19 protein-coding genes are annotated in these 22,588 nt (G+C 62.1%); 15 read left to right on the top strand and 4 right to left on the bottom strand.

The window, feature by feature from the left end:
* Window positions 1-10: 10 nt before the first annotated feature.
* Window positions 11-1,546, bottom strand: coding sequence for a transglutaminase-like domain-containing protein (locus tag BUA26_RS06170; protein ID WP_072758782.1), 1,536 nt, complete (start codon window positions 1,544-1,546; stop codon window positions 11-13).
* A 158-nt stretch (window positions 1,547-1,704) separates the two neighbouring features.
* Between BUA26_RS06170 and BUA26_RS06165 the strand changes: the two genes are divergently transcribed.
* The 12 genes from BUA26_RS06165 to radC all read left to right on the top strand — a co-directional run bounded on the left by BUA26_RS06165 (window position 1,705) and on the right by radC (window position 15,173).
* Window positions 1,705-2,862, top strand: coding sequence for a DUF819 family protein (locus BUA26_RS06165; protein WP_072758781.1), 1,158 nt, complete (start codon window positions 1,705-1,707; stop codon window positions 2,860-2,862).
* 26 nt (window positions 2,863-2,888) lie between these two features.
* A complete protein-coding gene (locus BUA26_RS06160; RefSeq protein ID WP_072760115.1) occupies window positions 2,889-4,292 on the top strand; it encodes a C40 family peptidase in 1,404 nt (467 codons plus the stop codon).
* Window positions 4,293-4,350: 58 nt separating this feature from the next.
* Window positions 4,351-5,448 carry a dipeptide epimerase gene (locus BUA26_RS06155; protein WP_072758780.1) on the top strand — a complete coding sequence of 366 codons (1,098 nt, stop codon included), beginning with the start codon at window positions 4,351-4,353 and terminating at the stop codon, window positions 5,446-5,448.
* A complete protein-coding gene (locus BUA26_RS06150; protein ID WP_072758779.1) occupies window positions 5,448-6,305 on the top strand; it encodes a MurR/RpiR family transcriptional regulator in 858 nt (285 codons plus the stop codon). Before BUA26_RS06155 ends, BUA26_RS06150 begins: the two co-directional genes overlap by 1 nt.
* 23 nt (window positions 6,306-6,328) lie before the next feature.
* On the top strand, window positions 6,329-7,129 hold the full coding sequence (locus BUA26_RS06145; RefSeq protein ID WP_072758778.1) for a L,D-transpeptidase family protein: 801 nt from the start codon (window positions 6,329-6,331) through the stop codon (window positions 7,127-7,129).
* Entirely contained in the window at window positions 7,126-8,364 is a 1,239-nt protein-coding gene (locus tag BUA26_RS06140; protein WP_072758777.1) for a dicarboxylate/amino acid:cation symporter, read from the top strand. The genes BUA26_RS06145 and BUA26_RS06140 overlap by 4 nt, the downstream gene beginning before the upstream one ends.
* On the top strand, window positions 8,361-9,503 hold the full coding sequence (locus tag BUA26_RS06135; protein ID WP_072758776.1) for an NAD(P)/FAD-dependent oxidoreductase: 1,143 nt from the start codon (window positions 8,361-8,363) through the stop codon (window positions 9,501-9,503). Before BUA26_RS06140 ends, BUA26_RS06135 begins: the two co-directional genes overlap by 4 nt.
* 275 nt (window positions 9,504-9,778) lie before the next feature.
* Complete coding sequence (locus tag BUA26_RS06130; RefSeq protein ID WP_072760114.1) at window positions 9,779-11,044, top strand: tyrosine-type recombinase/integrase; 1,266 nt, start codon at window positions 9,779-9,781, stop codon at window positions 11,042-11,044.
* Between the two features lie 504 nt (window positions 11,045-11,548).
* Entirely contained in the window at window positions 11,549-12,598 is a 1,050-nt protein-coding gene (locus BUA26_RS06125; RefSeq protein ID WP_072758775.1) for a nucleoid-associated protein, read from the top strand.
* Window positions 12,576-14,066, top strand: a complete 1,491-nt coding sequence (locus BUA26_RS06120; RefSeq protein WP_072758774.1) for a hypothetical protein — start codon at window positions 12,576-12,578, stop codon at window positions 14,064-14,066. The genes BUA26_RS06125 and BUA26_RS06120 overlap by 23 nt, the downstream gene beginning before the upstream one ends.
* Before the next feature lie 230 nt (window positions 14,067-14,296).
* Entirely contained in the window at window positions 14,297-14,608 is a 312-nt protein-coding gene (locus BUA26_RS20045) for a hypothetical protein (protein WP_143154190.1), read from the top strand.
* 79 nt (window positions 14,609-14,687) lie between these two features.
* A complete protein-coding gene (gene radC / locus BUA26_RS06115; RefSeq protein WP_072758773.1) occupies window positions 14,688-15,173 on the top strand; it encodes a JAB domain-containing protein in 486 nt (161 codons plus the stop codon).
* A gap of 184 nt (window positions 15,174-15,357) precedes the next feature.
* Here the strand turns inward: radC and BUA26_RS06110 are convergent, their stop codons facing one another.
* The 3 genes from BUA26_RS06110 to BUA26_RS06100 all read right to left on the bottom strand — a co-directional run bounded on the left by BUA26_RS06110 (window position 15,358) and on the right by BUA26_RS06100 (window position 19,596).
* Entirely contained in the window at window positions 15,358-15,963 is a 606-nt protein-coding gene (locus tag BUA26_RS06110) for a hypothetical protein (RefSeq protein ID WP_218587779.1), read from the bottom strand.
* Between the two features lie 136 nt (window positions 15,964-16,099).
* Window positions 16,100-17,848, bottom strand: coding sequence for an ATP-dependent helicase (locus BUA26_RS06105; RefSeq protein ID WP_072758770.1), 1,749 nt, complete (start codon window positions 17,846-17,848; stop codon window positions 16,100-16,102).
* The gene (locus BUA26_RS06100; protein ID WP_072758768.1) at window positions 17,845-19,596 is read right to left on the bottom strand and encodes an ATP-dependent nuclease; all 1,752 of its coding nucleotides are present in this window, start codon (window positions 19,594-19,596) and stop codon (window positions 17,845-17,847) included. The genes BUA26_RS06105 and BUA26_RS06100 overlap by 4 nt, the downstream gene beginning before the upstream one ends.
* 526 nt (window positions 19,597-20,122) lie before the next feature.
* Here BUA26_RS06100 and BUA26_RS06095 point away from each other — a divergent pair.
* From BUA26_RS06095 to BUA26_RS06085, 3 genes are all read left to right on the top strand, one after another.
* Complete coding sequence (locus BUA26_RS06095; protein WP_072758766.1) at window positions 20,123-21,079, top strand: DUF932 domain-containing protein; 957 nt, start codon at window positions 20,123-20,125, stop codon at window positions 21,077-21,079.
* A gap of 12 nt (window positions 21,080-21,091) precedes the next feature.
* Window positions 21,092-21,544 carry a hypothetical protein gene (locus BUA26_RS06090; protein WP_255368179.1) on the top strand — a complete coding sequence of 151 codons (453 nt, stop codon included), beginning with the start codon at window positions 21,092-21,094 and terminating at the stop codon, window positions 21,542-21,544.
* Between the two features lie 67 nt (window positions 21,545-21,611).
* Window positions 21,612-22,586 carry a YqaJ viral recombinase family nuclease gene (locus BUA26_RS06085; protein WP_072758764.1) on the top strand — a complete coding sequence of 325 codons (975 nt, stop codon included), beginning with the start codon at window positions 21,612-21,614 and terminating at the stop codon, window positions 22,584-22,586.
* The last annotated feature ends 2 nt before the right edge of the window (window positions 22,587-22,588 follow it).

Raw genomic sequence — 22,588 nt, 5'->3', positions numbered from 1 at the left:
AAGCTGCTGATTACTTGTTGTTGCGTCCTTGCGTCGCCGGCAGGATCTGCCACTTGAAGTCGTAGTCCGTCTGGTCGAAGTAGAGGTTGCCGCCCTTCCACTCGGCTTCGCCGCGCTGTGAGTCCACGTCGTCGGAACGGAAATGCTGCTTGGGCGGCTGAAAGGCGCGCCCGAAGTCGTTGTTGAAGGCGAGGCGGTAATTGTCCAGGCCGCCGAGGTAGAACCACTCCAGCGCCTTGTCGTCGCCGGGGCCCGGATGCAGCCGGCCGGTGGTGACATCCATCGGCACCCAGCCGTAGGGCGGCAGATAGAGGTAGCCCCAGTCGTGGATGTTGTTGTAGCCGCTGCCGTCGTCGGAGAACACCATGCCCGACTGCCAGCGCGCGGGAATGCCGTTGAGCCGCAGCAAGGTCATCAGCAGCAGGGTCTGCTGGCCGCAGTCGCCGTGGCCGGCATGCAGCGTGTAGTCGCTGATATTGGAGATCGTGGAGTATTCGCGCGCGCCGGCCCACGGAATGCGGTCGACCGCTATGAACAGTTTCTGCGCGATGCGGTACGGGTTCTTCTCATCGCCGACGACCTTGCGCGAGAACGCGCGCATGGCATCGGTGAACACGATGTGCGGTGCGCGTTCGGCCACGAACGGCGCCAGTTCCGGCGTGATGCTTTCCGCTTGCACCTTGGCCGGATCGATCGCGTGGTATTGCGCGAGCAGGGTCAGCTCGTAGGTCACCGAGAACACCGTCTTCTGCCCGGCCACCGCGGGTTTTTCCAGATACACGGTGCGCTGCAGTGCCGTCGTCGCTGCGATCTGATGCTGCGCCGGCACGCTGCCGACATAGCGGATGTCCTCCTGCTGCCCCGGTACCGCCTGCGGATAAGGAATCCAGGCGCGCACGGTTTCGCCGGCGGGCACCGTGTCGGCGTTGACGGTGAGCGTCTGGGTCATGCGCACGCGCTGCGGCAGCACGCTGCTGCGATGTTCGGTGAGTGCCGCGTGGTAGATCGCCCGCTGATGCTCGTTCAACGACTCCATCGGGCCGTCGGTGATCGGTGTCTGCACGGCGCGCCGCGCCACCGCCTCCGGGCTGAGCCGGAACAGGTTGCCCGGCGAACGCTTGAAGTAGAGCGTCCTGCCGTCGATGACTTGATGTTCGAACAGGCCGGCTGCATCCCACTTCGCGAACTCGGCATCGGTCAGGTCGGGAATTTCCTTGCGCACGCGCGCCTTGACCTGGTCGGCGCTGAGCGTGAAGTCGAGCAGGATGCGGCGCATGCGTTCGCGCTGGAACGCGAGCGCGGTTTTTGTCTCGGCGGACAGGCCCGGTTGCGCCAACGCGGCAGTGATCGCCGCGTCGGCGGCCTTGAAGTGGCCGGCGTCGATCTGGGCGATGATGGGGGCGGTCTTGCTGCTTCCGCTATCGTTGGCCGATGCCGACTGGATGCCGAGCAGCAGGGCAAGCAGTAGGGCGAGCGGGGATGCGATGACGCGCAGCCCATGACCACGGCGGCGTAATCTCGGCGCGACAGGCAACAGCGTATCCATCGATCGGCGTCCCCAATTCGAATCCCCTGAAAGCGCTGTGTAACACGCTTGCAATTGGCGGTCAATAATTTATGCTTCAATTCAATTAGAAAAGAATCAGATATTCCTTGACGGCGGAAACCACGGTTTGCGCAGGTCCGCGAACCACCCACAAGGGGATGCACGTGATCCACACGGTCTGGCCTTATCTGGCGGTGATGTTGTTGGCCGCCGGCCTGTTTCCCGCGGTCGAGCGGCGCTTCAACTGGCGCATCTTTTCCGTGTTGCCGCCGATCGTGCTCACCTACCTGCTGGTGACGACGCTGGCGGTGTCGGGGCTATGGCAGGTCAATGGCGAGATCCACGACGCACAATCGATGCTCACCGCGCACATGGTGCCGGCACTGCTGTTCCTGCTGATGATCAATTGCGACCTGCGCGCGATCTGGCGACTCGGACCGCGCGTGCTGGGCGTATTCACTTGCGCCGGGATCGCCTTGTTCATTGCCTTCATCGGCACTTACCTGCTGTACCGGCATTGGCTACCGGGCGACGCATGGCAGCCGCTGGCCGCGCTGTCGGGCAGCTGGATGGGCGGCACCGCGAACATGATCGCGGTGAAGCAGGCAATCGGCATGTCCGATCAGCACCTGGCGATGTCGCTGCTCACCGATGCGCTGTGCTACTCGATGTGGGTGGTGGTGCTGTTCTCGGTGGCGCGACTGGCGCCGGCATTCAACCGCTGGACCGGGGCCGAATCCAGCGGCGACATGGCGGTGGCGGAAACGCCGGCCAGCGGACCGACCACCTACGACAGCGTGCTGCTATGGCTGGGCATGGCGCTGGCGGTGGCTGCATTGTCGGGCTGGGTGTCGGACTGGCTGCCGGTTTCCAGCATGATCAGCGGAACTACCTGGACGATTATGCTGGCCACCGCCGCGGGGCTGCTGGTGGCGCACACGCCGCTGGCGCGGTTTCCCGGTGCGGGCAAGATTTCCAGCGCGCTGCTGATCAGCGTGGTCGCCGTGCTTGCTTCGCAGAGCAATTTCCAGGGCATCGCCGCGGCGCCGCTGTACCTGTTGTGCGGCGCCACGATCATCACGATCCATGCGGTGCTGCTGGTGGGTTTCGCCAAGCTGTTCCGTTTCGACCTCTACCTTTGTGGCATCTCGTCACTGGCGCAGATCGGTGGCGTCGCCGCCACGCCGGTGCTGGCCGCGAGCTATTCGCGAGCGCTGGTGCCGGTCGGCGTCCTGCTGGCCTTGCTGGGCTATATCCTCGGCACCGGTTTCGGCTTGTTGGTGGCGTCGGTGTTGTCGGCGCTGGCCAGCCCGTGATGCAGTCTCGACCAAGGACCATGAAGATGCGCTTTCCCCTGTTCGCCGCAAGTATGCTGACGCTCGGTCTCGCCGCCATGCCGCTGCAGGCGCGTGATGTCGCGCCGGCACTGACGATCCCGCCTTCGGGCGTGATGGGCGTGAGCGATGCGCAGCTCACCCCGGCGTACTGGATCGGCCTGCAGAAGCAGCCCGATCGCGTGATCCTCGATCGTGCGCAGATCGACGCGGAGAACGCGAAGCTGCTGCAGATCGACAGCTCGATGCACGACCTGCACGCACTGCCGAAGATCTTGATGCGCGAGCAGGTGGCCGGCTGGATCGACCAGCTGTCCGAGCGGCCGACGCGGCAGCTGTACGACGTCGACGGCAAGCCGGTGCCCGCCGCCACGCTGGATGCGCTGATCGACAATCTCGCGCTGTCCGACATTCCCGCGCAGCAGAGCACGCGTTACGGCCTGGTGGTGCAGCGCGCGTCGTTGCGTACGCTTCCGACCCGACTGCGCGTATTCAGTTCGAAGGGCGACACCGACATCGACCGCTTCCAGGAAACCGCCGAGTTTCCCGGCGTGCCGGTGGCGATCGTGCACGCCAGCCGCGATGGCCATTGGCTGTTCGTGGTGAGTCCGCGCTATGCCGCATGGACCGAGAAGGAGAACGTGGCCGAAGGCAGTGCCGCGCAGGTCTTCGGCTATGCCGACAAGACGCCGTATCGGGTGATCACCGGCGCCACCGAACGCACCGTGTTCACGCGCGAGGTGCCTGGCGTTTCGCAGCTGCAGTTGGACATGAGCACCCGCGTGCCGCTGCAGACCGATCTGCCCGCGGATCAGCCGGTCAACGGACAGACGCCGTATGCGGCGTACACGTTGCAGCTGCCGCTGCGCGATGCCGCCGGCAAGCTGCAGTTCACTCCGGCGCTGCTGCAGAAGAACACCGATACGGCGAGCGACTACCTTCCGCTGACGCCGGCCAACATCATCCGCCAGGCGTTCAAGTTCCTCGGTGAGCGTTACGGCTGGGGCCATGCCTACGACGGCCGCGACTGCAGCGGCTTCGTTTCCGATGTATACCGCAGCATGGGCGTGCAGATGCCGCGCAACACCAGCAAGCAGGCGATCAGCCCGGCGCTGGAGCATCGGCTGTTCACCGACAAGGACAGCCGCGAGGCGCGCATCCAGGCAGCGCATGAGCTGCAGGTGGGCGACCTGGTCTACATTCCCGGCCACGTGATGATGGTGATCGGCCAGATCGGCTCCCAGCCCTACGTGATCCACGACGTGGGCGGCATGAGCTACCGCAAGAGCGACGGCGGCATCGCGCACATCAAGCTCAACGCCGTGTCGGTGACTCCGCTGCTGCCGATGCTGTTCAACGACCGCCAGACGTTCGTCGACCGCATGACCAGCATCGTGCGCATTCGCCGCTGAGCCCGCCGCTGCTTGCATCAAGAAGAAACAAGGACACGGATTCCATGAAGGCTTGCCAATGAAAATCACCGACATCCAGTTCGGCATGCTGCGGGTGCCGCTGAAGACGCCGTTCAAGACCGCGCTGCGCACGGTCAACACGGTCGAGGACATCGTGGTGATGGTGCATACCGACAGCGGCCACGTCGGTTACGGCGAAGCGCCGGCCACGGCAGTGATTACCGGCGATACCCACGGCTCGATCATCGACGCGATCCGCCATTACATCTCGCCGCGCCTGATCGGCCAGGATATCGCCGAGCTCAATCACCTCACCCAGCTGATCCAGGGCACGATGGAGAAGAACACCAGCGCGAAGGCGGCGGTGGAAATCGCGATCTACGACTTGTGGGGCCAGCTCTACAACGCACCGCTGTATAAACTGCTCGGCGGCGGCGATCCGGTGATCACCACCGACATCACCATCAGCGTCGACTACATCGACAAGATGGTGGCGGACTCCGTCTCCGCGGTGGAGCGCGGCTTCGAGTCGCTGAAGATCAAGGTCGGCAAGGACATCGGCGTCGACATCGAACGGGTCAAGGCGATCTACGCGGCGGTGGAAGGGCGCGCGCTGCTGCGGCTGGACGCGAACCAGGGCTGGACCGCCAAGCAGGCGGTGTACGCGCTGCAGACGCTGGAGGACGCCGGCATCAAGCTGGAGCTGATCGAGCAGCCGGTGAAGGCGCGCGACCTGGCGGGCATGCGCTACGTCACCGAACGCGTGCACACGCCGGTGATGGCCGACGAGAGCGTGTTCGGCCCGATGGAAGTGATCGAGCTGATCCGCCTGCGCGCGGCCGACATCATCAACATCAAGCTGATGAAGACCGGCGGCATCTCCAACGCGATCCGCATCGCCGACATCGCGGCCATGCACGGCGTCGAGTGCATGATCGGCTGCATGCTGGAGACCAGCATCAGCGTGGCGGCGGCGGTGCACGTGGCCGTGGCCAAGTCGAACGTGATCACCAAGATCGACCTCGACGGTCCGTCGCTGTGCCAGTTCAATCCGGTCGACGGTGGGGTAATCTTCAACGAATCGGAAATCTCGGTGACGGATGCGCCCGGCCTGGGCATACGCGAGATCCGCGGGCTGGAGAGGATCGAATCCTGATGTCGGCGCTGGTCAAAATCCGTTCGGAGCGCGACCAGATGTCGGCGGTGGAGCGGCGCATTGCCGACTTCATCCTGGAGAACGCGCAGCTGCTGCGCGATTACTCTTCGCAGCAACTGGCCAACGCGCTGGGGATCAGCCAGTCCAGCGTGGTGAAGTTCACCCAGAAGCTGGGTTTCAAGGGCTATCCGGACCTCAAGTATTCCGTCGGCGAGGCGAATGCGCGCGCCGACAATGGCGACACGCCGCAGCTGGCCACGGCGCGGGCCAGCGAGTCCGACACTTCACTCGCCGGCAACCTCTGGCGGCGCAAGTCCGAGGCCGAGGAGGCGACCCGGCTGATCAATCCGCCGGAGACGATCCAGGCCGTGGCCGATGCGATCGGCCGGGCCGGCAAGAACGGCAAGGTCTTCATCTTCGGTCTGGGGGAGGACGACATCTATGCGCGCGGCTTCGCGCTGAAGCTGTCGTTGCTGGGCATTCTCGCCGTGCACAACTTCGACACCGCACGGATGACGGCGAACGTTTCGGCGGCAAGTCCGGGCGATGTGCTGCTGGTGTTCTCCGAACATGGCAACCATCCGGCGCTGTGCAAGATCAGCCGCTACTTCCGCGAGCGCCGCGGCCAGGTGATCACGGTAACGCGGCATACCGCCAACCCGCTGCGCACGCTGGCCGATATCGCGCTGGTGGTGTCGGCGCACGACGAGCAGCCGTACATCCAGCCGCTGCTGTACCAGTCGGCGCTGCAGCATCTGCTGGACGGCGTGTTCGTGCTGCTGTGCGAAGGACACGAGGACCGCCACGCACAGCTGCTGGCCAATCTCGACCGCATCCAGCTGATGCTGGAGCCGTAACCCCACTTTGCAGGCATGCATGCATGGTTTTTCGACGCTACTCCCGTTCACGCGCCGTGGGTCTCGCGCTGGCGCTGGCAACCCTGGCCGGATGTGCCGGGCGCGACCTGAAGGCCAGCGAGACCAGCCAGTGGCAGTCATCGCGCCAGCTGGTGCTGGTCACGGTCGCCGACTGGGACACCGACCATGGCGTGCTGCGGACGTTTACGCGCGGCGCGCATGGCTGGGTCGCGGCCGGCGTGGCCGCGCCGGTCACGATCGGCAAGACCGGCGCCGGCTGGGGGTTGGGATTGAACGCGCCGCAGCGTGGCGGACCGGTCAAGCATGAAGGCGACAACCGCAGCCCGGCCGGTGTGTTCCGCATCGGCGATACCTTCGGCTACGCCGCCAGCGTCGACACGGCGATGCCGTATCTCGCACTCAACGCCACCGAGTACTGCGTCGACGTCAGCGGCGCGGCGCACTACAACCGCATCGTCGATGCGAACGTGGTCGGCGCCGACGCGGTGAAGGGTTCCACCGAACCGATGCGGCGCGACCTGCACCTCGACGGTGACCAGCGCTACCGCATGGGGTTCGTGATCGAACAGAATCCACAGGCGAAACCGCAGGCGGGCAGCTGCATCTTCGCGCACCTGTGGAAGTCGCCGACGGATTCGACCGCCGGCTGCACGGCGATGACGCCGTCGGTGATGCAGTCGTTGCTGGCCTGGCTGCGGCCGGAAGACGAGCCGATCTTCGTACTGCTGCCGCAGCGCGAATACGAGCGTTTGCGCACGGACTGGCAGTTGCCGGCGATCGCCGCGACGGACACCGCACCGTGAGCGCCACCTCGCGCGTGCTTACCGGACTGGCCGCCGGCGCGTTGATCGGCCTGCTGCTGGTCGGCTGGAATCCGGCGCTGGCGCTGCAGGTGGCCAATGTGGCGCAGCCGATCGGCAAGCTGTGGTTGAACGCATTGCAGATGACCGTGGTGCCGCTGGTGCTGGCGCTGGTGGTGGTTGGCGTGAATACCGCCACCGACGCGGCGGCTTCGGGCCGCATCGCGCGGCGCGCGATCGTGGTGTTCATCGTGGTGCTGACCGGCGGCGCCCTGTTCGCCGCGCTGGCGGCGCCGCTGGTATTCGCGCTGTTTCCGCACAATCCGGCGTTGATCGCGGCACTCGGCCATGCGGCGGTACCGTCGGCCGCGCTGGCGGCCCCGGTCAGCTGGGCCGACGCGCTTACCGCCATCGTGCCGAACAACGCGATCATGGCCGCCGCGCAGAGTGCGATGCTGCCGCTGGTGGTGTTCGCCCTGTTCCTCGGTTTCGCGTTGACCCGGATCGCACCGGCGCAGCGTGCGCTGCTGATGGAATTCTTCCAGGCGATCGCCGACGCGATGATCGTGATCGTGCGCTGGGTGCTGTGGGCCGCGCCGTTGGGCGTGTTCGCGCTGATCCTGTCGGTTTGCGCGCGCTCGGGGTTGGGCATGCTCAGTGCGCTGGGCGTGTATGTGCTGGTCGAGTGCCTTTTGTATCTGGCCGTTACCGTGATGATGTTGCCGGTAGCCATGGTGTTCGGCGGCGAGCGGATCCGCCGGTTCGCCGCCGCGCTGGTGCCTGCGCAGGTGGTGGCGCTCAGCACGCAATCGTCGCTGGCCTCGCTGCCGGCGATGCTGGAAAGCGCGGATCGCCGGCTCGGCTATCCGCAGCAGGTCACTGCGCTGGTGCTGCCGATGGCGGTGTCGCTGTTTCGCCTGACCAGCCCGGTGCAGTACATGACCTCGGCGGCCTTCATCGCCTGGGCGTACGGCGTCGACCTGTCCACCGCGCAGCTGGTCGCCGGCGCGTTGCTGGCGGTGGTGGTTAGCCTGGGTTCGGTCGGCCTGCCGGGTCAGGTCACTTTCATCGCGACCAACCTGCCGGTGGCGCAGTCGATGGGCCTGCCGTTGAGTCCGCTGGGCCTGATGCTGGCGGTCGATACTCTTCCCGACGCGCTGGCCACGCTGGGCAACGTCACTGCCGACCTCACCGCTGCCAGCGTGGTGGCGCGGCAGTCGCAAGGCGATACCGCATGAATATGGATGTATCCGATTTCGATGCGATCGTGATCGGTGCCGGCATTGCCGGCGCCTCGGTCGCGTATTTCATGGCACCGCATGCGCGCGTGCTGGTGCTGGAGCGCGAGGCGTATGCCGGCATGCACTCGACCGGTCGCTCCGCCGCGTTGTTCAGCGAGACTTACGGCTCGCCGCAGGTGCGCGCACTGACCCGTGCCGCGCGGCCGTTCCTGACGCAGCCGCCAGCGGGTTTCGCGGCCCATCCCATCCTCACGCGGCGCGGCGCCACCATCCTGGGCCGTGCTGCGCAGGTCGACGACGTGCTGGCGCTGTACGAGGCGATCGCGCCGTTCACCCGCGACATCGAATTGCATGACACAGCCCGGCTGCTGGCGGCGGTGCCTGTGCTTCGACCGGAGGCGGCGCAGATCGGCCTGCACGAGCCTGGCGCCTCCGATATCGATGTCAACGAACTGCATCAAGGCTTCCTGCGCGGGCTGCGCGCGCGTGGCGGCCAGCTACGCCTGAACGTCGACATCCGCGCGATCAGCCATGGCACGGGCGGCTGGCAGGCGGACGACGGCGTGCAGGCGTTTCGCGCGCCGCTGCTTCTCAATGCCGCCGGCGCCTGGGTCGACCAGGTGGCGACGCTGGCCGGGGTGGCGCCGATCGGCATCACGCCCAAGCGGCGCTCGGCGTTCGTGTTCGAGCCACCGGAAAACCTTGCCACGGCAGACTGGCCGTTCATCACCAGCTTCGACGAGAGCTACTACTTCAAACCCGATGCCGGCCTGTTGCTCGGTTCCTGCGCGAATGCCGATCCGGTCGAGCCGCACGATGTGCAGCCGGAGGACTACGACATCGCGCTGGGCATCCATCGGATCGAGGAAGCGACCACCATGACCATCCGTCGGCCGCACCGAAGCTGGGCCGGCCTGCGCTCCTTCGTCGCCGACGGCGATCTGGTCGGTGGCTTCGCACCGGACGCGCCCGGTTTCTTCTGGGTCGCCGCGCAAGGCGGCTACGGCATCCAGACCAGCGCCGCGATGGGCGAAGCCTGCGCCAACCTGGCGCTGGGCCGGCCATTGCCTTCGCCGCTGGCCGACGCTGGACTGTCGGCGGCGATGCTGGCGCCGCGCCGGCGCAGCGAGATATAGGACGGCCCCAGCGTCGTGCCTGCAAGGCCGTTGGAAAGGGATGGCTATAATGCCGAAACCCCTGGCGCCGATACGCCATGATTCCGGCAAGGCCCGTCATGCTCCTGATGATCGACAACTAGCATCGGCATCCATGCATATCCACGGCAGTCCACGTATTCGCATAGAACGCCTTAAAAACAAGGGTTTCTATGCCATAGATGTCCGCGAGCATCCGTTGTAAGCCAGAGAAATTGCGGGTACCGTTGCGGGTATCGAAGCTCGATACCCGCACCATGTCGCTGACTGACGCCAAGATCCGCAACACCAAACCTGGTCCCAAACCCATCAAGCTAGCGGATGGCGGCGGCCTCCATCTCGAAGTGCGTCCGACGGGCGTGAAGCTCTGGCGTTTCCGCTACCGCATCGCTGGCAAGGAGAACGTCTTTGCTATTGGTGAGTATCCGAGCATCGGACTTGCCGAGGCACGAACCGAGCACGGCAAGGCGCGCGCACTCGTCAAGCAAGGTATTCATCCTTCACACAACCGGCAGGCCGAACGGCTATCGAACCATGCTGCGAACGCGAATACGTTCGAAGGCGTTGCGAAGGAGTGGATTTCCAAGAAGTCTCCCGGGTGGACGCCCTACTACCTGCGTCAGGTGGAGCGGTTCCTGGAGTCAGATGTATTTCCCCATGTGGGCAGGTTGCCGATTCGCAGCGTGACTGCGGCGCATCTGCTTGAAATCATCCGTCGCATCGAAGGGCGGGGAGCCGAAACGGTTGCCTTGCTGGTTCGCCAGTGGTCTTCGGCCATCTTCAGGTACGCCGTTGCCACGCTGCGCGCCGATGGCGATCCCGCCGCCGCATTGAAAGGGGCCATTCATCGCCCGAAGGTCGAACATCACAAGCCGCTTTCACGCAGTCAGATCGTCGACTTCACCAAAGCGCTGGGAAAGTACGGCGGGTATCGCACAACCGTAATCGCACTACGACTGATGCTGCTTACCTTTGTTCGAACTGTCGAACTTCGCAAGGCAGAGTGGTCGGAGTTCAACTTGGACAACGCCGAGTGGCGGATTCCCGCAGAGCGCATGAAGATGCGGGAACCGCACATCGTTCCATTGTCGAAGCAGGCGGTCAGTCTGTTGCGTGAGTTGAAGACCTATACGGGAGGGCGTGATGCGTTGTTCCCGAACTACCGCAGGCCAAAGGAGTGCATGACTGCCACTACCTTGAATCGCGCACTGGAACGCATGGGATTCAATGGCAAGGACAGCATCGGTTTCTCGGCTCACGGCTTCCGCGCCACGGCGTCGACCATCCTCAATGAGATGGGCTATCGCTCAGACGTGATCGAGCGTCAGCTGGCGCACGCCGAACGCGACAAGGTGCGTGCGAGCTACAACCATGCTGAGTACATGGATGAGCGCAAGGCGATGATGCAGGAGTGGGCGGATCTCTTGAATGACCCGGTGCGCAGCACGAGGAAAGGCGCTGCTTCTCGCAAGGTCAAAGACTCGATTCGAAAAGCACATGCCACAGGAATCGGGCGCTCCTGACGAGGCACGGGTTGCCGGTTTGTTGGCCAAACGTTGCCAGCACAGTTGGCATCTAGGGCCCCAGCGTAACTTGACCGGCGCGGCTAAATGACCGTCCGAATGAAGGTCGCTTATCGCCCCCAAGCGGATTTTTGAAGGCAGCGGCATTGTGACGAATGGCCACGCTATTCCAGTTCAAGCAAGTTTGGCGGAATCGCTAATTTAGGCGGGCGCAGCCAATTTTTTCTGAGGTACCCAATCACACTGCTCACCGAACGATGCTCGGTCATGGCGATCGGAGTGGGGAGGACGGTTCCTTGGCGTTCCACATTTACGCTTGTCCTTTCCGCAGCGACGGGCTACAAACGCAGCAGTCTCATCGGAACTGGGCAAGCCATGCACCAGGCGAGCTTCAGGGGGGAGGCAAGGGCCAGTGTTCGCAGATTTTGAGACACCGCAGTTCTATCGTGCTCGTAGCCACAATGGGTGGAGCATGCATACAAGGATTTGGGGAGCAAGGTAGCGATGGGTTTTCTGACCGAGGACGAGCGCGGGCAGCTGCGCATTGAGTCGATGATCCTGCACGTGGTGGGCGAGGAGGAGTTTGACCCACAACCGGCCCGTGTGGTCGAGCATGCCAACTTCTTTATTGGCCGCATCCTGGACACTGATACAGCGGCTGTCTATCAGTTCAAAGAAGTATCCGGCTCAAGGGATCGACTCCAAAACATGGCCATCGGAGCGATTACCTTCGAGGCCGGTGCTCAGGACTTATCACGGGAGTTCTCACGTCAACACGGAACTACTACACGCGATGGCGCCTTCTTTATCTTTGATCTGCGGGCCGATGAAGCCAATGTTCGTATCTACAGCTTGATCAAATACGATTATCGCGAAGCCATCGAGCAATCCGAAGGCGAAGACGGTCAGCAGCGGCTGCGTCGGATCATTCATGCATTCATTGACGACAAGAAGGCGATTCAGAAAGCTGCCCTGATTCGTGTCGTAAATGGCCGGGCCGAAGCGATGGTGGCCGCACGTGATCGCACCAAGTCGGCACCGGAGATTGCCGACTACTTCGCGACGTTTCTGGATGTTGAACGGACGCGAAGCGACGATGAACTCAATCGCGAGCTGGTCGAAGCGCTGCGTAAGACTTTTTTGGAATGCAAGGATCTGCTTCCCAATAATGACGTAGCGAGTGCCTTGCAACAGGCCAAGGGTATGCTGCGCGATCGCCAGCAAATCGACGAGGAAGCTATCGTCGATGCTGTGATCGCCGCAGCTGGGCACCCGGCCGACGAGGAAACGAAGACATTGCTGCGACGCCGAACCACCCAGAAGCTGAGGACGCAACGGCTAACGGGACTGGCGTTCCCACCCGATCGGCAGGTCCTCCGTAAGCCCCCCTTGCGCAAACTTCGTACGACCGAAGGCGTTACCGTGACGTACCCGGATGAAATCAATGCAGTGAGGGTGCAGCGCATGCCCAATCCGGCGGGGGAGGGTGAGGTCATCACGATCACCACTGACCGCATTGTGGAGGACACCGTTGTCCCTGATCGCGCTCGCTGAAGCGATTGATGGCTTGGTTGAGACCAAGCAAGCCTTCGTCGCTGAATCCGAAAACGCCGTCACCGTGTCGGCGCTTTCGGCAGCGCACGCCTCCGAATTGAAGGCGTTGTGCGAGCCTCTGGGTTGGCCAGTGGAGCTGTTTGATCGCGTGGGTGAGCCTTGGGTCAGTGCGGAAGCCCCCGATCCCGGCTTCGCTCCTTACCGCTTAGTCATTCAAAAGCCAGCCTCACCAGCCAACACGCTGCGATTGCTGAGCAACCACGCCTTTGCAGAGTGGCTAGAGATCGGCCATGTAGCGCCGCGTTGGCATATAGCTCGCTTCACAGGTTCGTTGGTTACTGGCGTGCGGGTAATCCAGTCTTGGGAGGGCGCGCAGGAGCCCGCCGCGTTGCCTTCCACCAAGTCACCCCGGGCCTTGGTCAAGGAGTTCGGTAATGTCCGCCGTGTGCCGGAGGACGTGCGCTACTGGCTGGCGCCGGCATTAGATAGCGAACTCTTTATTGAGCCGGCGGCTCAAGTATGGATACGGGCTGCCTCGGCCGCTTTGATCAGCTGTCTACCTGATGAGATTGACGCGGACAATGGGGCGTTGAAGTTTCGCGGTCCTCCGCGCTTGACGTTACCAAGATTTGACGTGGTTTCCGATGTGCTGGATCACGCGAGCTTCAACACCCTGATGGAAGTCTCCTACTGGTTGTTTGAGCATGAGCGCGAAGCCGAGATGCGACACATCCTGCTGGCCGCCGAATTGGCCCGCTCAGGTGCGACTGCGGAAAGCACTCCAACGTTTCTACGCCAGCATTTGGCTCACGCTTGGGAAAGCGCTCAGATCGCTTACCAGATGGCCTTGTCCGAAACAGGCCTTGACACGCTGAAAGTACTCAGCGATCTGCGCAAGGCTGTTACTGAGGAAACAGCCAAGCTCTCGGACATCAGTCGCCAGTTGACTGGTTCGGTGGCCGCGGCTTTGGCCACAGGTATTGGATTGATCGCTGCCCGCGTTGCAGCCAATGCGCCAGCGGAGCTTATCGCCATTGTCATGCTGGTGGTCGCTCTGTACATCACTATGGTGATTTCCTCCGGCGTGCAGTTCATGCGCCTGCAGAGGCAGTTGCGCACGGACTGGCAGCACCGGTTGTACCGTTTCCTACCCGAAGCCGAATACACGCGCATGGTGGTGAAGCCCACGGGTAAGGCCGAGCGTTCCTTCGTCTGGACCGCGTGGCTGGGCGGAGTGGCTGTCGCTGTGCTCACTCTAGCCTGTGGTTGGGCGGTGTTAGCGCCCACGTCCGCCACGCCCACGTCGACGGATGTCCCGGCTCAGTCCGCTATTCCGTTCGTGCCGCCACCCAGTCCTGCAACTGACACGGTTTCCGCCACGCCGGCCAAGCCCACCACCGCAACGGTCGTGCCAGCACCAACTAAGGACAGCTCCAAGGCATCCCCCACGTCACCGCCACGCAAGTAAGTGTGTTGGGCAGTTTCGCGCAAGTTTTACTCGTATTTTCGGCTGGACCCATATAGCCGTTACTTGCACTGCGCCACAAAAGACTGCCTCTTCCCGAACGTTCGCTTCTGGCCAAAGTCGGCCGGTCGACTCCGCTAGTAAGCGCTCTTGGTAAGCCTGGCTAGTTCCGCTGGCGTGGTGGTCGTGCTCAATGCCGGGAATAGGCAATGCATTGGTGACGATGGACAGCGTTGCCGCCGGCCGTGGTCAGTTTCGCTGTCGATGCTGGTCAGTCGCTGTGGCGACGGCGGGCAGGTGGCTGGCGTTCTGCGGTTGGAATGCGTAACAGCTTCGATTCAACGAAATCTCAGATCCATATTACCCATGTGAAGTCGGTGGTCATCGGCTTCGCGTTTGGACGCTTCGCATGGCAGCGTTCGCTATTGGTACTCGACGACATGAGCGGCAAACTCGATACGGTCTACTGCGTCCTGGTTGTTGCTGCAGCAGTTCTGGTTGGCATCGTCAAATGCACCAACTGCGACAGCTTCAAAGCCCCCTGATCCATTCCGCCACAAGCAGAGCGCACAAGGCCCGGCATGTCCGGGCCTTGTGCGTTTATGCCATCACTAGGAGTTCGTCATGCATATCGCGCAATCTTTGACCTACACCCGCTACAAACTCACCGGCGAAACGACGGAGCGAGACGTGCTCGCCGCGGCCGAGGGCATCCTGAGAAACAAGCTTGAACGTCAAGGCAGCATCGCTACCCCGACCGATGCCAGCGACTTCCTTCGTATGCGCTTGGGTGCGCTTATGCACGAAGAGTTCCACGTCCTTTGGCTGGACAACCGGCACCGCATCCTCGACTGCCAAAAACTTTTCGCCGGCACCGTCGATGGTGCGAGCGTCCATCCCAGGGAGGTGGTACGCGCAGCCTTGGCTATCAACGCCTGCGCGGCGATCCTTGCGCATAACCATCCAAGCGGTTTGGCGGAGCCCAGCGCAGCGGATCGAGCGCTCACTAACGAGCTTTGTGAGGCGCTGAGGCTCATCGGTATACGTGTTCTGGACCACATCGTGGTGGGAAGTGAGTGCGTCAGCATGGCGGAGCGTGGTCTTCTTTGAATACTCGCAACGTTTGAAGGCTCATCACCACGAACCCCCTCTGGACAGATTGCCAGCCTGTTGACCAATTATGGGCAACACAGTTGACGGTGCTTGCTCAGCAGGCTGGCAATCTGAGCCCGCTGCGAACTTGTATTTTCGGGCACCTGCCAGAAATGGAAGTTGGTGAGCGCCAGATCGTTGCCTATACGAGCCCAACATCGATATCTATCGCAACCTTGTACGTTGCGAGAGACAGCCCGTAGATTTCATCAGTCTCTTGGCATCCACCAACGACAAGCGCGATGGGAATTCCGGCACCATTGAGAATAGGAGCACCGCTACACCCTTCAAACTGGTCGTGACCAGGATGATCGGAGGGCAACTTGAAAACGAGCTTGTCATCTATGCGATGAAGAAAGGTCAAGTTCTCGTAGATCCGAAACTCACCGGATACGTAGCTCGCTCCGAAATGCTCTTCCTGCGCCGGAAGCACCATGCCACAAAAACCATAAAGATCCGCCGAATCCGGTGATTCCTCGAAGGTCGGCGTATGGACCTTGATCGTACGCTCGGTCTTAATCACGTTGGACGGAATTTCAATCTCTTGCCTGAATGCCACTGTGCTCGAAGGCACTTGGACATAGGAAAAATCTATGCGTTTGAGATGGGAGGCATCTAGCGTGCCGCTGGCAAGGAAATTCATGATGCCCAGGCCAACCAATTGGGTCCGCTTAAGCGTTTGGTCGAATCGGACCTGCAGCGCCCAGCGCTGATTGTCCCCGGTTGCGTGAGCCACTGTGAGAAGCAAGCGCTTTCCACCATAGTCGACCAAGCAACCCGACGCATGGCCGCTAGGGAGGGAGTTAGCGCCGATTTGGACGAGCGGCACACTCGATAGGTACAACTCCAACTGATCTACCTGGGACACCGTGTTGCTTCCTCGCTTAGGTTGCACCCACTTCCACGAAACCACGCACTATCAAGGCAGGGCGCAATACCGATAGCGCGTTTGCCGGGACACCGACCCATGCCAGATTTCGTGCACGCGTCATGGCGACATAGCCAATGCGCCCCAGTTCAGTGTCCACGCCGGACAGCAACGCCTCAGCATGCCCCTTCTCCACTAAGTACAGCAGGGCATCCAAGCCTTCGCCTTTGACCTTGTGCACTGTGTCCACGCGCAGAACTTCTTGTGGCTCTGTGGCTAGGTCTGGGACAGACATCAGTGGGGCATGCGGCAGTTCGGTTTTCGCCAACTTGTTGCCTAGGTGGTCCGCCGGCACCAGACCGAACTCCTTCTGAAGGCGCTGGAGCAGTGCCTTGACCCGTGTCGTCAGCAGCGGGTGCCACTGGGTGTCCGCTAGCAGGGACGTACCGGGCAGACCGGTGTCTGGGTCCCGAGCGAACTTCCAAATTTCGCGGCGAAGGGGTCGGGCCTCTGGGAATCGCGCCGGCTGCGAAATCGAGGCAAGCAAACCGTCGGGCGGATTCTTGAGCAGACCGACTACGCAGCCAGCGACCGCTATGAATGCAGCCAAGTAGTCCTGTCGCCGGTCTCGCAGCACCGCCGCTAGAGCAAACAGCTTCACCAAGCCTTGCCCCATCGGAGCATCGGTGCCGGCAACGCTGTCGGCCATAGCTCGGCCGCGGCACAGAATTGCGGATCTCGCCAGACTCAATCCGGCGGATATCACTGCAGCCTGAAACGCCACGATGACCTTGTCTCGCTCCGTTTTCTTGTAGCCGATGAAATAACCGCCATTCGGCAGCCCGGGAGCCGCTCTGTCCGCCGTGTCATTGCGCTCCGACAATGCATTGGCCAGCGTCACAATGGATGGAACAGAGCGAAAATTGCGCGTCAACGGGTAAGCGAGGACGCCTGCCTGGTGGTGATACCTGGCGAGATAGTGACCATCGGCACCAGCAAAATCGTAGATGCCCTGATGTGGGTCGCCAATTAGGGAGATTTGCGAACCGGCCGCGGCGAGTTGCGTCAGGATGGCCTGGTGCAAGGTGCCAATGTCTTGCGATTCGTCGATCAAGATGTGTGGGTAGCGCCTGGCGAGCGCGGCCAGAATGAGCGGCTGGCACTGCAATGTGCGAAGGGCCCAGTACTGCCCCAAACTGTGAGTGTAGCCGCCGATCTTGCCGAGCCGCGCCACCACCGTTGGACCGTTGTTGATCGGAACGAGCGCTTTGTGTTTTCGATACTCAAACTGTGCTGCGCCGGCCCGAAAGTTCGCTATTACGTCCCCAATGTCTGAGCGTGGAACCGGAAATGCCGCGCCCGTTGCCGGCTGCGCCCAGAACTGAAAATCCTTGTTCTGAAGGAAAGGCTCGGTTCCCAAGATCAGGAAGGGCGTCCGATTGCAACCCATGGTGCGTGGGGCGTGTGGGCGCAGGAGGTTGGTCGTGATGAACCCGTCGAGCGTATCGATCTCCACCCGATGGCGCGCAGCGCCCTGTGGCAGGGTCTGTGCCAGCGGATGGTAGGTGTCCCGAAAGGTCTTGACGGCCACGTTGGAGAACGAGAGGAGGGCAACGCGACCACGGCCATCGCCCAGTCGCCGGCGAATCTCCAGCAGGCGGTGCACGGCCGTGTGGGTCTTGCCGCTGCCTGCGCACGCGACTACCGCCAGCGGCGCTAGGGGCGCGTCAACGATGGCCTGCTGTTCGTCGGATAGGGCGATCATATTGCTACAGGCGCGATCTGGCAGGCGTGGGCGATGGCCCTCTTGATGTATTCCGGCACCACGCAAGCCGTCGCGGGGTCCGATAACGCCTGGGCAAGGGCCTGGCCGAATCGCCCCTTCTGCACGTTGCCATGCTCGCGCTCGAACATGCCGCGGAAGAGTGCTTTCGCCTTGGCTGCATCGCCTGCCGCCGCATCAACCTCGGCCTCCACGCTGGCGCCAATGATCGGATGGAGCTCCTTGAGGGTCAACAACATGGCGGTTCGATTGTCCGCGTGCAGTGCCATGTCGTACTCAAAGGTCTTGATGCCATGGAACACCTTGACGTGCGTGTCCTCGCTTTTCTTCATCTTGTTCGCGTTGTCAGACAGCGTGATCGCGTCACCGAGAGCCGGATAGACCGGCTGGGCTTTGCCGCCTCCGGCGGGAATTTCCATCGGGTCTGCGTCCGTGATGAGGGCGACGGGAATTTTCAGTGCCTGTTCACCGAACAGCGGCAGGAAGGAATCGAAATTCAGGCCTTCGACGCTGATCAGGCTGACGGCGTGCTCGCGCAGCTTGAAGCCCGCTCGCTCGGCGAGCACGTTGACCATCATCAGCTCCGCGGCTCCCTCGACAAAGATCACTCGCCGAGCGAAAAACAGCTCGGCGCGGGTCACATCAAGGTAGCGCTCGAGCTTTTCGCGTTTACCCTTCCCGAACGCAATGGTTCGCGGAAAAAATGACTCGACTGTACCCTCGGTTTCCACTAGGCAGGCGAGGCTGTCAAGGTCGGCAATGCTTGCGAAATTCGGGGAATGGCTAGTTACGAATAGCTGGACCGGCTTCTCGCCCTTGACCGCATGAACGGTTTCTAGGTAGCGAAGCAGTACGGTCTGGAGTTGCGGGTGCAGGTGTGCCTCGGGCTCTTCGACGATCAGGCTTCGGTAACTCGCGTCGGGATTCTTGGCCAACTCACTGAGCACGACGGCCATGAAGATTAGGTTGTTGAATCCCAGTCCGTTCTGCTCGATCTCAAAGGTATCTACCAGCAAGGACAGCCGAGCTGCCAACCGCTGAAAGTCGCTCGCGCTCAGTCCGATGTCGAGCCCCTGGGCCAGCTGCGCTCCCAGCATCTCGGTATGGCGCATCGCGATCGCCTCATGAGTCTTGAGGATGGGATCGTGCTTGCGTAGCTCAACGTCGAGCGCTTTGAGCGCCTCGTTGATCTTGTCCTCGCCTGCCGTGTCCGACAGCAATCGCAGCAGCCGAGAAAGTTGACTGGTGCGGCCAGGCTTGAGGCCTTGCGAGGCGTCCCGCAGCGGCGGCAGGTAGACCCCCCGAAGGTTTTCCATGATGTCTGAGGTCAGGCCCACGTCCTCATTGTCGCCGCACCAGCGCTTGACCCGCAGTCGTCCGACTTTGTCCGGTTCGGCGTAGCGGACGGTGATCTGGGCCTGCAGCTTGCCATCGGTCCCGGGCTTGAGAGCCGTGAGGAAGTCGGCTTCGTCGTCGACATCCAGATCCCGGAAGATGTATTCAAAGGTGATATCTCCGGTCGCGGCGCCGCCCTTGGGATGATGCACGTCTTCCTTGCTCAAGCGTGGATACGGTTCATCGTGATTGGCAAGCAACGCGCGAAGGGCATCGACCACCGCTGTCTTGCCGACATTGTTGGCGCCCACCAAGACATTCAATCCCGGCTGAAACGTCAGCGTGGCTTTGCTCAACTTGCGAAAGTTGGTGATGCTCAACTGGGCCAGATACACCGGGTGATACTCCTGCGCTAAGCCACCTAGACCCTAGACTAAAGCGTAGCGCCGGAATTCCGAATAGTTTATCGAAGGGTTTTCGGTTCTGAGCGGTCATTTCATCGGGCCGTAAGCCCTTGAAACCGAGAAGCCGCTTCCTCGCCATCCCCGATGGAAGGGTCCGGTGAGCTATCCCGTTTCCTGAGCGGAGAATTTCTTCGACAGCGCATCCGTGGCTCGCCCGAAGCACGTCGATCAAAAAAATCTCAGATCTATATTACCCATGTGAAGTCGATAACCATCGGCTTTGCGTTTGGACGCTCCGCGTCGCAGCGTTCGCAAGGGAACCCTGACTCATGACAGGCAAACTCGACACGATCTACTGCGTCCTGGTAGTTGCTACTGCGGTTCTGGTCGGCATCGTCCGATGCACCAGCTGCAGCAGCCTTAAAGCACCCTGATTCACGGCGTCACAAGCACAGCGCACAAGGCCCGGCATGTCCGGGCCTTGTGCGTTTATGCCCCCACCTATGAGGAAACGACAATGCATTTGGTTGAAACAATGGCTTACGCCGGTGAGAAGCCGTGGCATGGCTTGGGTAACAAGCTGGGCCTGCAACAGCCCATCGAGGTCTGGAAGAAGAACGCGGGGATGGACTGGCAGATCGAGCAGTCCGAAGTCCGTTACATCTCTGGCAACAACAATGTCGGGGTCATCAACGCCTTCCCGGAACAGAAGGTGCTCTACCGCTCCGATACCAAGGCTCCGTTGGCGGTTGTGTCCAAGCGTTTTCATGTGGTGCAGCCGGGCGAGATCCTGGAGTTCTATCGCGACCTGACCGCCTGCAACGGCTTCGAGCTGGAAACGGCAGGCGTGCTGCGTGAGGGCCGCAAGTTCTGGGCACTGGCTCGTACCGGGCAGAGCGTCACGCTGAAGGGTCGAGACAAGGTGGACGGCTACTTGCTGCTGGCCACGGCCTGCGACGGCACGCTGGCGACCACGGCACAGTTCACGTCGGTGCGTGTGGTCTGCAACAACACCTTGTCCATTGCGCTGGGGAACGCCAACGGTGCTATCAAGGTTCCGCATCGCAGCCAGTTCGATCCCGACGCGGTCAAGCGTCAGTTAGGCATCACCGTTTCGTCGTGGGATGGCTTCGTCGCCCGCATGAAGGCGTTGGTGGAACGGCCCGTCGACCCCGATACGGTCGAAGGCTTGTTGCGCCGGGTGCTCACCTATGCCGCGCCGGACGGTAAGGCCGTGGTGGTCAACGAACAGGCGCTTGCCACCGTCCGCTCACTGTACGAAGGCGGTGGCCGCGGTGCGTTGATGACGTCCAGCCGGGGCACGGCATGGGGTGTGCTCAACAGCGTGACCGAGTTCGTCGACCACCACCGTCGGGCGCGTAGCGACGACCACCGCCGTGATGCGGCGTGGTTCGGCCAAGGGGCGCAGATCAAGCAGCGTGCCTGGGACGAAGCGATGAAGCTGGTGGTCTGACGGAGACCTGCGATGGGACTCGATATGTACCTGGAGGCCAAGCGGTACGTTGCCCCCTGCGACGCGCAAACGGAACCGATGCGCCGTGCCATTGGCGCGGCCATCGGCTATGTGCCGCCGAAAGAAAAGCCGGGCGAGGATGCGTCCCTGCTGGAAGTCAGTGGCGTCACGGTGCGGGTGGGCTACTGGCGCAAGTTCGATGCCTTGCATCACTGGTTTGTGAACAACACTCAAGAAGGCCACGACGACTGCCGAGCAGCCTTTGTTTCGGTAGATACCTTGATGGAGCTGGAGGAACAGCTCGAACAGGTCAGCGATGACCCGGCGAGTGCCAGCGAGCATTTCACCACCGACGAAGATGAAACGCTGGACGAAGACGATGTCGATTACACGTTGAAAGTCCTTCATCACGCCAAGCGATTGCAGGAGCAAGGCTGGGACATCTACTACCGCGCCAGTTGGTGAGGTCAATCTGATGCAAACGTCATAACGCCCGGCCTTCAGGCCGGGCTTTTTCTTTGGGAGAACACCGATGAAGAAGCGATCTGCCTTGAGGCTGGTCGATACACGCACGCTCGACCGTGGGCAATGGCTGGCCGTACGCCAAGGTGGCATCGGCAGTTCCGATGCCGCCACGGCGGTGGGCCTCAATCCGTACAAGAGCCCACTGGAACTTTGGCTGGAAAAAACCGGACGGGCGACGGCGAAGGAGGAAACCACCGGCATGGATGATCCGTGCTACTGGGGCACGCTGCTCGAACCCTACGTCGCAACGGCTTACCAGCAGAAGACCGGGCGCAAGGTACGGCGCGTCAACGCCGTGCTCCAGCACCCGACCTTCAACTTCATGTTGGCGAACCTCGACCGAGAGGTTGTTGGGAATTCGGATGTCCAGATTCTAGAGTGCAAGACGGCGGGCGAGTTCGGTTCGCGGCTGTGGAAGGACGGCGTACCGGAGTACGTGCAACTCCAGGTGCAACACCAGCTTGCCGTGACGGGCTATGCCGCGGCGGATGTGGCTGTCCTGCTGTGTGGGCAAAAGCTGGAAATCCATCGCATCGAGCGCGACGACGAAGTGATTGCTCGCCTGGTCGTGTTGGAAGCGAACTTCTGGCAGTGCGTGGAGCAGGACCTTCCACCGTCTGCTGATGGCAGTGAGTCAGCCGCACGCACCTTGCGTCAGCTCTACCCCGGCAACGACACGACGCTGGACTTCGGCCAGGACGAATCGCTGTGCGAGACGTTCAAAACACTGTCCGCGCTCAAGGCCGAGATGGAAGAAAAGGCGCGACTGGCCGAACAGTGCAAGCAAACCATCCAGCAAGCGATGGGCGACGCCTCTCGCGCCAGGTTCCAAGGTGGCGAAGTCACGTTCCGGCGCTCGAAAGACAGTATCAGCCTCGACACTAAGCAGCTCGTCACCGACCACCCCGATCTTGCTGCGAACTACGCCGTTATCCGTCCCGGCTCGCGCCGGTTCGTGCTGTCTCTTGCCACCGATTCATAACC

Origin of the sequence: Rhodanobacter sp. OK091 (genome assembly GCF_900142825.1) — a bacterium.
GTDB lineage: Bacteria > Pseudomonadota > Gammaproteobacteria > Xanthomonadales > Rhodanobacteraceae > Rhodanobacter.
Note: the sequence above shows the minus strand (reverse complement) of the source record. Positions and strands in the feature narration are given on the sequence as shown.